This is a genomic window from Barnesiella intestinihominis YIT 11860, from assembly GCF_000296465.1.
In the GTDB taxonomy this organism is placed as follows: domain Bacteria; phylum Bacteroidota; class Bacteroidia; order Bacteroidales; family Barnesiellaceae; genus Barnesiella; species Barnesiella intestinihominis.
Genome location: NZ_JH815206.1, coordinates 487,012 through 500,993, shown reverse-complemented (window position 1 = coordinate 500,993; position 13,982 = coordinate 487,012). Strand labels below are relative to the sequence as shown.

The following is a 13,982-nucleotide window of genomic DNA, read 5'->3' as shown; positions in this document are numbered from 1 at the left end:
GTCTTACCTCATGAACAAAAAACTTATTTTTTTAATAGTCAGCTTTTTGTACATGGTGACGGCTACGGCACAACCGTTATTAATCCCATATCCCCGATCGATAGAGATGCGGGAAGGATATTTCGCCCTCACCGCAAAAACAGGCATTATCAATCTCAGCGACAAGAATAACGCCCGGCTGTTAAAACATTATATAGAAGAAGATATCAATATTAACCTCCACGAACAACGAGGCGACAACAATATATTCCTAATCACGAACCGAAAACTCAAAGAATCGCTGGGAGCCGAAGGATACCGCATGAACATTTCGGCTGATTCGATCGTCATCGAAGGAGCTGAAAATGCCGGCGTTTTTTACGGAATCCAAACGTTACGACAGCTAGCGGCACAAAACAGACTGGCTATACCCTGCATGGAAATATTCGACAAACCCGAATACGAATGGAGAGACTTTATGCTCGACGAAGCACGCCATTTCAAAGGGAAAGTCGTCGTAAAGCAACTTCTGGAAGAGATGGCCTATTTGAAAATGAATAAATTCCACTGGCATCTCACCGACGATCAAGGGTGGCGCATCGAAATCGAAAAATATCCGCGGCTCACCCAGATAGGAGCATACCGGGACAGCACCCAAATAGGAGGTTGGAACAGTCCCCTCTACGATGTCAACATTCATGGCGGTTACTATACCCGAGAAGACATACGGGAAATCGTAGACTTTGCGGCCGAACGGCACATTGAAATCGTCCCCGAAATCGAAATGCCGGGACACACCTCGGCGGCTATAGCCGCCTATCCCGAGCTCGGTTCCTTGAAAACACCCCCTACCGTGGCCACATATTTCAACCCCACGTGGGGAGTATTCAACGTGGCCGACGAGCGTGTAATACAATTCATACAAGATGTTTTCGACGAAATTTTCGACTTGTTTCCAAGTCGCTACATACACATAGGCGGAGACGAAGTCCACCCCGAATCGTGGGAAGCCAACAGCGACATCAGCCGCTTCATGGAAGAAAAGAATCTCGACAATTATAGCGAAGTGCAAATGCTGTTTACCAACCGGGTCGCCTCGCTCATACACAGCAAAGGACGCACGATGATCGGGTGGAACGACATCATGGGCAAGAACATTCACGAGTGGGCCGACTCCGATAACGAAAGTACCCATGCCCTCGCTCCTTACGCCGTCGTTCAATTTTGGAAAGGAGACACCGCCCTCATAGCCGAAGCGCTGAAACAAGGTCATCGAGTCATCAACTCATCGCACAGGGATACTTACCTCGATTATAATTATACCAAAATTCCTTTGAAAAAAGCCTACGATTTCTCTCCTTTTCCCAAAGGCATAGACCGAAAATACAAGCCGCTGCTGTTGGGATCGGGCTGTCAAATGTGGAGCGAATGGATACCTCGCATCGAAGATATGCAACGCCAAGTGTTTCCCCGCATAGCAGCCTATGCCGAATCTGGTTGGACTATCGAAAATAAAAAAAATTTCACCCGGTTCTCGACCTCCCTATCCCAAATATTGATTCCTCGATGGAAACAAAAGAACATCGCATGGCATAAAGAATCGACACCGCAAGCCGAATAAATCAATACAGGTGCGTATCCACTCATATAGTTTTAGATAGTTTTTCATTCGGTAACAAAAAAATCACGAAAAAATATTTCGTTATCGACTACCCGATAAACATACAGACTTGTCCTAATTATATAACAAGAATATTGTTTTATGACTATTAACTAAAAAACTTTAATACTAACCTTTAATCAAACCAATCAATGATTAAGCATTACAGAACCCTGCTACTCGTGTTTGCGCTATTCTGTAATACGGTTGTCATTCAAGCTCAGAACGTTTCTCTGAAATTGAATAACGTAACCGTAAAGGAGGCCATCGAAGCAGTGAAAAAGCAAACAGGCAAATCATTCTTCTTCAATGTGAATGATGTAGATCTAAACCATCGGGTAAATATCGACTTAAAAGATGCGCCCCTCGGAAAAGCACTCTCTCAGATTCTTCAAGGTCAAGACATCGATTATGAAGTAAAAGACAATCACATCGTCTTATCCAAAAGAAACAGTACAAAAAACAACCAGACTTTTACAGTCGTAGGGCAAGTTACCGATGAGAAAGGAATGCCGCTCATCGGTGTAAACATCACTGCGAAAGGGCATGGAAACACGGTGACCGACATCGACGGAAACTATTCTATCAAAGCCGCACCGGGTATCGCTCTTGTGTTTTCCTATATCGGATATCTGCAAGAATCGGTCAAAGTAAACAAACAAAAGACGGTCAACGTCCAAATGACCGAAGACACGAAAGCACTGAACGAAGTCGTAGTCATCGGTTACGGAACTCAGAAAAAAGCCAATCTGACCGGAGCTGTCGATGCCATATCTTCGAAAGAAATCGAAGACCGCCCCGTTTCCAACCTAGGTCGTGCCCTGCAAGGAGCCGTGCCCAACCTCAATATCACCTATGGATCGGGAAAGCCCAATGAAGGAACGAACATCAATATCCGCGGTTTCGGCTCGATCAACCAAGATGCCAAACCATTGGTTCTTATCGACGGTGTCGAAGGCAACCTCGACAATATCAATCCCCGGGACGTCGAGTCCATCTCGGTGTTGAAAGATGCATCCTCGGCAGCCATATACGGTGCAAGAGCCTCGTTCGGTGTAATCTTGGTAACCACGAAAAAAGGAAAAGACGGCACGGCCAAAGTCAGCTACAACGGACGATTCAGCTTCTCGAGCTCGACAGTCAAGACCAATTTCCTTACCACAGGTTACGATGCAGCAAGATTGGTCGATGAATACTTGATGTCCTACAACGGGACACGCTACACCAAATACACCGAAGAAGACTTCGCCGAATTGGAAGCTCGCCGGTATGACAAGACCGAAAATCCCGAACGCCCGTGGACAGTTATCAAAAACGTAGGTGGAGTAGACCAATACATGCATTACGCCAACTTTGACTGGTACGACTACCTCATTAGCAATTCAAGACCCACTTGGGACAACAATTTGAGCATTACCGGTGGCACACAAAAGTTAAACTACTTCGTTAGCGCCAACTACCATACCGAAGACGGTATATACAAACAAAACACCGACCGATTCGAAACGGCCAATATCCGTGCCCGTATTAGCGGCGACATAAAAGACTGGTTCAACTTGACGGTCACCAGCCATTTGTATCACTCCCGCTACGAAGCGCCCGGTTTGGAAAACGGCAACAACATCGCGAACTACACATTCCATGCCATGCCTTTCTTAATGCCTTACAACCCCGACGGAACCCACGTGTTCAGTACCCCGATCATTGCACAACAACCCACCGACGGCGTACACATCATGACCGCCGATGGCAACACTTTTACCGACGATAAATTCAAGCGTTTGACAACATCGGTAAACGCTACATTCAAACTCTATAAAGGGCTCACATTGCACGCCAATTACAGTTTCCGATACGACACACAAGACAAAGTCGTACGTACAGCCCCCGCAGAATATTCGACGGAGCCCGGAGTCATTATCCCGGTAACAGGAGACCTGTTCAAAAACAAATTGCGTCAACGTAATAATAGCGAGTACTACCACATGGTCGATGCCTATTTAAGCTACGACAACACATTCAACCACCACCACATAAGAGGACTCGTTGGTTTCAACTACGAGCAAGATTATCAAAAGAATCTTTACTCCACAATGATGGATATACAATCCAACAACCTGAACGACTTCAACTTGGGTAACCACACCGAAGGTGTCTCTTTGGAAGGAGGACAATACGAATGGGCACTCGAAAGTTTCTTCGGACGTGTAGGATACGACTGGAAAGGAAGATACTTGGCAGAAGTAAACCTCCGCTGGGATGCATCTTCGCGTTTCCGCAGGGACAAGAGAGCAGCGGTATTCCCCTCGGTTTCGGCCGGTTGGCGTGTAAGTGAAGAACCTTTCTTCGCACCCATACGCAACACATTCTCCAATTTCAAAATCCGCGGATCGTTCGGGTCGCTCGGCAATCAGGCCATATCCAGCCCCTACCCCTATATACAGACATTGGATTTGTTGCAACAAAACTATCTGGTAAACGGCGAATTCCTCACCTACGCATCCGTCTCCGCTCCCACAGCAGGTAACTTCACTTGGGAAACCGTTGTTCATGGGAACTTGGGTCTAGACCTCGGATTTTTCAACAACCGGTTGACATTCGCCGGAGACTTGTATATTCGCGACACGAAGGACATGCTCGTCCCCGGTAAGACACTACCCGGAGTATACGGAGCCGCTTCACCGAAAGAAAATGCCGCCGACTTGCGCACCAAAGGTTATGAACTGACTTTGAGCTGGAACGACAAATTCAACCTAGCCGGCAAACCTTTCACTTATGGCGTATCTTTCGCTTTGGGTGACAACATCTCCAAAATCACGAAATACGATAACCCCACCAAAGATTTCAACGTTTCTCAATACTACGAAGGCATGACCATCGGCGAAATCTGGGGATACAAAATCGACGGCTTGTTCAAAACCGATGAAGAGGCTGCCGCATACCAAGCCGAAATAGACCACTCGCTCATCGCCAAAAACATCTTGCAAACGGCAACGGGCAAATACAAAGGTCTGAAAGCCGGTGACCCCAAATTCGTAGACCTCGATGGAAACGGTCGCATCGACGACGGTGAAAAAACGGCAAACAATCGTGGTGACATGCGTGTCATCGGCAACTCCCGCCCCCGTTACAATTACAGCGGAAGCATCAACCTCGGCTGGAACGGGTTCGATATTTCGGCCTTCTTTCAAGGTGTAGGTCGTCAGCACCGTTACCCCGACGGCAACGCCATGCTCTTCTGGGGTGGATATGCCCGTCCCTACTCTTCGTTCGTGCCCGAGCACTTCTTGGACGATGTTTGGAGCGAGGACAATCCCGACGCTTACTTCCCTAAATTAAGAGGTTATGCAGCTCAGGGAGACCGCCATTTGGCAAAAGTAAACAACCGCTATTTGCAAAATACCGCATACTGCCGTTTGAAAAACCTCACTGTCGGATATACCCTTCCGGTCGACCTCACCCGGAAAGCCCGGATCGACCGCGTACGCGTCTATTTCAGCGGTGACAATCTGGTCACTTGGACGGCTCTCAAAAGCAAATACATCGACCCCGAACAATTCTCTACCGATGGTAGCGCCCGGGTCTATCCGTTTGCCAAAACATTCTCTTTCGGTCTTGATATTACATTCTAATAACTTTCATTACTTATTCTCATGAAAAAGAACATTAAATATATAGTTGCGGCTGTTGCAGGTTTATGGTTGACCGGCTGTACCGACGACCTTGACCGCTTCCCGCTTTCTTCTCTTTCTCCCGAAACCTATTTCAACACAGAGGAAGAGTTGGAGACTTTCACGAACCATTTTTACAGCCAGTTCCCGAGCGCAGCGTCTGGTTACGGAGAATCCGAAGACATAGTTAACATCTTTACTCTACCCGCAACGACGATCGGGCTCACCCGCACAGTCCCCACCAAAGGAGGCGGCTGGAACTGGGACTACCTGCGTGAAATCAATCTCTATTTGAAATACTCCCATCGCTGTAACAACAAAATAGCTCGGGAGCACTACGATGGTATCGCACGTTTTTTCAGAGCCTATTTCTACTTCGAGAAAGTAAAAAGATTCGGCGATGTACCCTGGTATAACAAACCGTTGGAATCGAACGACCCCGACTTGAAAAAGCCTCGCGACTCCCGCCAACTCGTCATGGACTCGATCATGTCCGACATCGACTATGCGATCAACTACTGTGACGACAACTCCGAACTGTACCGCGTGACCAAATGGACGGCTATGGCCCTCAAATCGAGAATATGCCTGTTCGAAGGAACATTCCGTAAATACCATGGAATCGCAGGATACGAGACATTCCTCGAAGAATGCGCCACCATTTCCAAGCGGTTTATCGATGAGAGCCCTTACAGCATCTACACGTCGGGAGACAAACCCTATCGAGACCTTTTTGCCTCGATGAACGCCATACAACAAGAAGTTATATTGGCTCGTGACTACGACTACACAAAAGGTGTGAAGCACGAGGCTAATTACAACACCATGGCACAAACCTACGGACGTCCCGGCATGAACAAGAAAATCGTAAACAGCTACCTCATGACCGACGGAACCCGCTTCACCGACCAACCCGGCTATAAGACCATGCAATACTACGACGAAATGCAGAACCGCGACCCTCGCCTCACTCAAACCGTCGTAGGCCCGGGCTACATGCGTATCAATAGCGACAAAGTGGAATCGCCCAACTTCTCCTCGTCGACCACCGGATACCAAATCATCAAATGGGTAACCGATGCATCGGGCGACGGATACATGGGATCTTCCAACGACTACATTCTGTTCCGCGCCGCCGAAGTCTACTTGAACTACGCCGAAGCGAAAGCCGAGTTAGGAACCTTGACACAGGAAGACCTCGAAATCTCCATCAAGAAAATCCGCGACCGCGTGGGCATGCCCAACATCGACATGCTTGCCGCCAACGCAAACCCCGACCCCTATTTGTGCGCACCCGAGACCGGTTATAGAAATGTCACCGACCCGAACAAAGGCGTGATCCTCGAAATACGTCGCGAACGCACCATCGAACTCTGCCTCGAAGGACACCGTTATTACGACATTATCCGATGGAAAGAAGGAAAAATGTTCGAGCAGCCTTTCCTCGGCATGTACTTCCCCGGTTTGACACAAGGATCGGGAGACAACCGCTACGACGTGTTCGACATGAACGATGGAATCGCAGGTGACAAAGAAAAAGTGGACATCTGCATCTACACAGGCAAAAAACCTTCGGTGAAGAACATTCGTAAATTCTACAAGCTGGGCGAAGAGTTCGTCTTGACCGATGGAGACAAAGGCAACATCATCTGCCACGACATCGAGAAAGAACCCCGCCAGTGGAACGAAGAAAGAGACTATTTCTTCCCGATACCCACCACCGAAAGATCGCTCACCAACGGAGCTTTAACACAGAACCCCGGTTGGAACGACGGGCTGGACTTCTAAGTGTATAACATGGAATACAGGTGCAGAAGCATAACTTCTGCACCTGCATTCTCTATCCAAATATAAAATTCACAATCTATTAAAAAAAATAGACCGACAGACTACCCTCTCGCAAAAAGCATCTGTCTTTATAATAAACACCCAAATATTAATTTATCATTAACTAAAAAATTCTAAGTATGGAAAAGTTTACTTTTTTAGGTAAGAAAGTCGCTATGTCTGCTTTCTTATGTTGTTTTTCTTTGGTTGGCTTCGCCCAAGAAGATACTCAAACATTCAATTTCGACGCAACAGAAACCCAAGAGTATGCGGCATTCTTCAAACAGCCCTCTGCCATTGAAGGAAAATGCAATGCCGAAGTAATGGGTATCGACATCAATCGTGAAGGATTCTCTTGGGACGACATGAACACTTGGAAAAACGCCGAGGGAAAAATTTGGCATAAATACACCGATGGATATGTTGAAACTCTTTTTGGGGTATGTGCAAATGCCAGCGCTCCGTTCAATGGAAAAACGAGTTCTTTATCTTGGACAAACTCCGAAGGAGATAATAGATGGTATCCGGTACTGCCTGCCGTTAAAAATTTGAAAGGAAAATTCTCACTAACCAATTGTAAAGCTACCGTTGTCCACATCTCCAATACCCAATTGGATACTGTAAGAATCCAAATGACGAACGAAGACAAGGATTGCTATATGCACGTTCGTCGTAATTTAAACTGCAAACAATTGGATATGAGCGGATCCACTGGAAAATGTCGTCAATTGGCCGGTTACAAAAACGCATTCTCCGACGAGAACTCCCTCTTGTTCACAGATTGTCGTCCGGCCGAATTCCTCGATTGGTTGTTCAATATTGAAGACAATCACTACACATTCTCTACATTGCCGGTACACCCTACTACCGGAAAAGTATTAGGTAGCGGATACAAATTGCAATGGGAAGCTGCCGGCGGATATCCCATCGGACAGATGAATGCCGACGGTGAATACGAAATCGCCGTAGGAGAAGATATCGACCTTTCCAGCGAATATGACGTAGATGGTAATATCACGACCTACACATGGAAAAACATCGATGGAGAAGAAATTACGCCTCCCGATGCTTCCGACGGTTGGTTCTGCTTCGACGAATCGAACCTGAATCAAGAATACCGCTGTGAAATGACAAACGAAAAATACCCGGCTTTGGTATTAAAAACAGTATTCGTTAAAGTAGTCAGTGAATACACCTCTGGTATAAACAAGGTAGAAAACAACGGCATTGCAGTAGGACCGAATCCGGCAGCCGATTACATCACGGTGAAAGGCGAAGAAGTACAGAGCGTAGACATCTTCTCGCTTACGGGAGCTTGTGTAAAAAGCGTAAAAGATAATGTTCAAACTATCGAAATAGCAGACCTCGCACCCGGTATCTACACCATCAAAGTAGTAACCGCCAACGGTGAAAAGGTAGCCAAGTTTATTAAAAAGTAAGTAGAAAACAATTTTTTCTTCCAATAACAATAACCGGCAAGATATTTTCCATATCTTGCCGGTTTTCTTTTTCCCATAAAGAGACCGAACCGAACACAACACGGCTCAGCCGATAATTAGCGGGGAGTGTTCGTGTTTGTCCTGTATTTTTACTCGTTTTGTGAATTTTTTAATATAGTTCGTTGCGTTAGCGATATTAGGGGCTCAGTTGATAATTAGAAGCTGTTTTAAATTTATTCCGAGACAGATTGAGCCCTATGTTGAAGCAGATTGGAGTCCGAGATATGCAGCCAATAGCGGGCTATTGACAAAAATCAAAGGATTCAAGATGCGAGACAGGGGCTCAACATGACCGGAACCCACCTGCTTGCAATGATAATATTATTTCTCAATAAATTTAAAACAGCTTCTTAGTGGGGATCCTCCTTTTATACCTCTACCCCCTCAATCAAAGATTATATGATATTTTCAACCCCCTCGCCCTTCGGGCACTCCCCCTATCTCATCTGCGATGAGCAAAGGGAGAGGATTGAAAGTATCACTTTGAACCGTTTTATCCCTTCGGAGCTTTGTGGGGTATTCTCCTCCTCCCCTGCCGTGTCCCGTAGCATTACGGGGTGTTTTGCCCAGCAAAATATAGAGGAGGTGGCACGTAGTGACGGGAGGGTTAAATAATACCGGTAGCGGTAATGACAGGGGTAAGCCTCCTCTCCCCCTGCCGTATCCCGCAGCATGGCGGGGTATTCTGTATAAAATCGGAGCAAAGGCGAAAGAGGAATACATCTCAACCTCTCCCCCTGTGTTCCTGCAAGGAATATAGGGGGAGTGCCCGAAGGGCGAGGGGGTTAGAATACAAGCAAAAGCACAAACCCCGATCTTTTTACCCCCTCTCATTCATTAACATTCAAGTCTATCCCCATGAACTTTCTACTGAACCACAACACCAACAAAAACACAATACTTTCACCCAGCCATAGAACGCCAATAACGATTATTCCCCGATACGACCGACGGCTTCCTCTCAAAAAAAATAATTTGCAGACTACCCTTTTCCACTATATATTTGTCTTGTATATAAATAGCCGTAAGATTTTCGACAACACGTCGGCTTTCAAAACAAAAACATTTATCATGAAAAAAATTACTCTATTACTCGCGTTTTTTATCTGTCTGAACATCAGTTTGAACGCTCAGACATACCCCAAAAAAGAAAATGTCATTCGTCTGCTCACCTACAACACTCATTATTGCAAAGGAGGAAGCGACCCCGGCTCTATCGACGATTACAACACTCAGCGCCTTGCCTCGGTTATCGAAGCCCTCGACCCCGATGTGGTTGCCCTGCAAGAACTGGACAGCGCCATGAGCGACCGTAGAAGGAGAGATCTGTTAAAACAAATCTCTAAATTTACCGGACTCGATTATCAGCACATCTTCGGAGGCTTAGCCCCCATCAATGGCGGTAAAGTAGGTCCGGGACTACTCTTTAAAAAAGATTTGGAAGTAGTAAAGAAAAAGATTATCCCGTTGGCAGGCGATGAAGCCCGTAGCGCAGTACGGGTGGACTTCGAGAAATTCACATTCATGGGAACCCACCTCGACCTGAACGATGCAAAAAGAACCCAAAGCGCAAGCACATTGGTCAATGAAACCGACTTTATCCGTAAACCCTGTTTCCTCGCCGGCGATTTAAACGATTCTCACCGATGGAGCAACGGAGGAATCGCATTCCCCGTACTGGCCGATAAATTTTCTATCGTCAGCGATACAGAAGGTAACACCATTCCGGGCCGGACCGACAACGGGGCTCTCATCGATTATATCTTGTTCAAAGATTATAAAGACTCGGGAATTAAAATCGTTGAGACACACATTGTCCGCACGTTGAAAGTAAACGGGTCTGTCATTGACTTAGGATCGATATCCGACCACTACCCTGTTTATGTAGACATCGAGATTCCCGGGCTAAGCGGAATCGAAAATGCTACCCGAAGCAATTCGATTCGAATATATCCCACCCAAGTGCAAAACACATTAAACATTCAAAGCGAATCCCCCGTCAGAAAAATAAACATCTACTCGATGACCGGTCAAAAACAATTAGAGGCAAACAACCCCGGCACGGCATCGGTCGACATCTCCTCTTTATCGAACGGAATATACATCGTGGAAATTTTCGCAGATAACGGCACGACATTCAAAGGAAAGATTATCAAGAGATAAGTCATTCTTATTAAACTTATTTATACAATTATCAAAGTCCATATAAATGAACTTCGAGTTCTTTTTATCCCTATAAAAACAGCCGACAAACACATAAAACACATCATGAAGAAAGCAATATTACTCTCTATCGTTTTGGCCGGGACATTGTTCTCGGTAAAACCGCAGTCCTATCCCAAAGCCCCGGGAACAATCAGACTACTCACTTACAACACCCACTATTGTAAAGGAGGTTATGATCCGGGAGAAATTAACGAAAGCAACGTGAAAAAACTTGCACAAGTCATCAAAGCTTTGGATGCCGACGTCATCGCCTTGCAAGAATTGGACAGTGCCTCTCAAAGCCGGGGAAACCGTTATCTGCTGCACGAAATAGCCGAACATACAGGAATCGAATATACCGATGTGTATGCCAATGCGGCTCGCTTCGACAAGAAAGGAAGCATCGGTTGCGGCGCATTGGTTAGAAAAAATCTGCCGATTGTCAGCCGGTACATCGCTTATCTCCCGGGAGACGAGCCGAGAGCAGCCATTCAACTGGAACTCGAAAAATTTGTATTCATCGCCACACATTCCGACCTCAATAACGAAAAACGCAGACAAGGAACTAAAATCATTTGCAACGACTCCCGCGAAATGAAAAAACCCGTATTCGTGGCCGGAGACCTCAACGATTCTTTCCGCTGGTCGCGAAACAGCGCATCTTTCCCTCTATACGAAAAAGATTTTATCGTTGCAAGCGACACGGTCGGCAACACGATCCCCGGAAGAACCGACAACGGCGCATTGATCGACTTCATTTTATTGAGCAAAAAAGGGAAGAATAAAATAAAGATAGTCGACAGCAAAATCGTGAGAGAAATAAATATCGAGGGAAAAACGATAGATTTGGGTGAAATTTCGGACCACTATCCTGTATTCACAGACATTATATGTAAATAAATTTAATTGAAACTTTCATAAAGCCATGTTAAGACACTGTTTCTTATTCATAGGACTCATAGCCTTATGGATCACTTCTTGCTCCCGGACTCCGGAATATACAGACTCTGCCGCCCGGCTCGCCGAACGCATTGTACCATCGCACTCCGATAATTTCATCTTTACGCTCGTTCCTGCCGAAAAAGATTTCTTCGAACTAAGGCAGAATGGCGATAAAATAGAGATACAAGGGAATAACGGAATCTCTATGGCACGCGGACTAAACCACTACCTGCGCCATTATTGCCATGCCTCTGTTTCTTGGTGTGGCGATAATCTGGCTTCCATACCCGATACACTGCCCGCAGTCGGTGAACCGGTTCATATCGAAGCCTCTCAACCCCTGCGGTATTATCTAAATTATTGCACATATAGCTACTCTATGGCTTTTTGGGGGTGGGAAGAATGGGAAAAAGAAATAGACCGCATGGCCCTGCAAGGTGTCAATCTCCCTCTCATGGCTGTCAACAGCCAGTACGCCGTTTGGCAAAACACGCTCAAAAGACTGGGATATAACGAAAAAGAAATATCGGAATTCCTTCCCGGAGCCGGTTATGAAGCGTGGTGGCTCATGGGTAATCTCGAAGGCTTCGGTGGCCCCGTTTCCCAAAAATTCATAGACCGGCAAACCGACCTCCAACAAAAAATGCTGCGTCGCATGAGAGAGTTGGATATGGCTCCCGTCTTTCAGGGATTCTATGGCATGGTTCCCAACAGTTTGAAAGAAAAATTCCCCGAAGCCAACATCAAGGAACAAGGTGAATGGCAAACCTATCAACGTCCTGCGTTCCTAGACCCGAACGATCCCCTTTTCGATAAAATCGCCGACATATACTACGAAGAACAGGAAAAACTGTTCGGTAAAGCCGTTTATTTCGCCGGAGACCCATTCCACGAAGGAGGTCAATCGGAAGGTATCGATGTAAAAGCCGCGGCTAAAAAAATACTGAAAGCCATGAGACGTAAAACCCCGGAAGCTGTATGGATCATACAAGGCTGGCAACGTAATCCCATGCGCGACCTATTGGAAGGGTTGGAACATGGCGAGGCCATCATTCTCGACCTCATGGCATGCGAGCGTCCCCAATGGGGCGGCATAAAAAACTCGTTGTTTTACAAAGCCGAAGGACACATGCACCACGACTGGATTTGGTGCGCACTGCCCAATTTCGGCGGGAAAACAGGGCTGCATGGCAAAATGAGCAGTTATGCCTCGGGGGTAGTCTTTGCCAAAAACCACCCGTTGGGAAAAAACCTATGTGGAATAGGAACAGCACCCGAGGGAATCGGTACGATTCCCGTCGTATATGACATGGTATACGACATGGCTTGGAGAGAAGATAGCATCGATATAAAAGACTGGGTGAACCAATATACGCAATATCGGTACGGTAAAGCCGATCCAAACTGCAATCGAGCTTGGGAAATTCTGTCGAAAACCATTTACGAATGTCACAATGAAATAGGAGGACCCGTCGAATCTTATATATGTGCACGCCCCTCCGATACAATCAAACACGCCTCGTCATGGGGTACTGCCGAGATTTTCTATGATCCCGCAGAAATCGTTACAGCATGGGAATGCATGTACAATGTCCGGCACGAATTCGCACAATCCGAAACCTATCAATATGATTTGGTAGATCTCACACGACAAGTTTTGGGTGATTACGCAAAATATCTTCACAAACAGGCAGTAAACGCCTTTTATCGAAACGACTTAAAAGGATTTCAAACCTATTCCTCCAAATTCCTCGTTCTCATTCGAGACGAAGACAAACTGCTGTCCACCCGCAAAGAGTTCAATGTAGGAACATGGATAAACCAAGCACGCAACGCCGCTTGTACGCCTCAGGAACAGGAGCGTTTCGTTGCAAATGCAAAAAGACAAATTACCACTTGGACAAACCACGACTCAAAACTCCACGATTACGCCCTTAAAGAATGGAGCGGGTTGATGAGAGACATGTATCTGCCTCGTTGGAAAGCATGGGTCGACTACAAACTGGCTCTATTGAGAGGAGAAACCGCACAAGAACCCGATTATTTCCAAATCGAAAAAAATTGGGTCGACTCCGATACACGCTACGATAGTACCTCTACCGGAAATGCGATTTCTGCTGTTGAAGAAATCTATAAAAAATACTTCATCGAATTACAACAAACCTATAAAAACATTTAAATATCACGGTTCTCCTATGT

The 13,982-nt window shown here is 46.1% G+C and carries 7 protein-coding genes; all 7 read left to right on the top strand.

What is annotated here, in order from left to right:
• Positions 1 to 10 precede the first annotated feature (10 nt).
• The 7 genes from HMPREF9448_RS13965 to HMPREF9448_RS13930 all read left to right on the top strand — a co-directional run bounded on the left by HMPREF9448_RS13965 (position 11) and on the right by HMPREF9448_RS13930 (position 13,962).
• Positions 11 to 1,600 (top strand): beta-N-acetylhexosaminidase, encoded by a 1,590-nt coding sequence (locus tag HMPREF9448_RS13965; RefSeq protein WP_008863232.1) that lies wholly within the window; start codon positions 11 to 13, stop codon positions 1,598 to 1,600.
• A gap of 191 nt (positions 1,601 to 1,791) precedes the next feature.
• Complete coding sequence (locus tag HMPREF9448_RS13960; RefSeq protein WP_008863231.1) at positions 1,792 to 5,271, top strand: TonB-dependent receptor; 3,480 nt, start codon at positions 1,792 to 1,794, stop codon at positions 5,269 to 5,271.
• 21 nt (positions 5,272 to 5,292) lie between these two features.
• The gene (locus tag HMPREF9448_RS13955; protein ID WP_008863230.1) at positions 5,293 to 7,098 is read left to right on the top strand and encodes a RagB/SusD family nutrient uptake outer membrane protein; all 1,806 of its coding nucleotides are present in this window, start codon (positions 5,293 to 5,295) and stop codon (positions 7,096 to 7,098) included.
• Between the two features lie 179 nt (positions 7,099 to 7,277).
• Entirely contained in the window at positions 7,278 to 8,576 is a 1,299-nt protein-coding gene (locus HMPREF9448_RS13950) for a T9SS type A sorting domain-containing protein (protein WP_008863229.1), read from the top strand.
• A gap of 1,131 nt (positions 8,577 to 9,707) precedes the next feature.
• The gene (locus HMPREF9448_RS13940; RefSeq protein WP_008863227.1) at positions 9,708 to 10,799 is read left to right on the top strand and encodes an endonuclease/exonuclease/phosphatase family protein; all 1,092 of its coding nucleotides are present in this window, start codon (positions 9,708 to 9,710) and stop codon (positions 10,797 to 10,799) included.
• A 105-nt stretch (positions 10,800 to 10,904) separates the two neighbouring features.
• Positions 10,905 to 11,741 carry an endonuclease/exonuclease/phosphatase family protein gene (locus tag HMPREF9448_RS13935; RefSeq protein WP_008863226.1) on the top strand — a complete coding sequence of 279 codons (837 nt, stop codon included), beginning with the start codon at positions 10,905 to 10,907 and terminating at the stop codon, positions 11,739 to 11,741.
• A 25-nt stretch (positions 11,742 to 11,766) separates the two neighbouring features.
• Complete coding sequence (locus HMPREF9448_RS13930; protein ID WP_008863225.1) at positions 11,767 to 13,962, top strand: alpha-N-acetylglucosaminidase; 2,196 nt, start codon at positions 11,767 to 11,769, stop codon at positions 13,960 to 13,962.
• Positions 13,963 to 13,982: the final 20 nt, after the last annotated feature.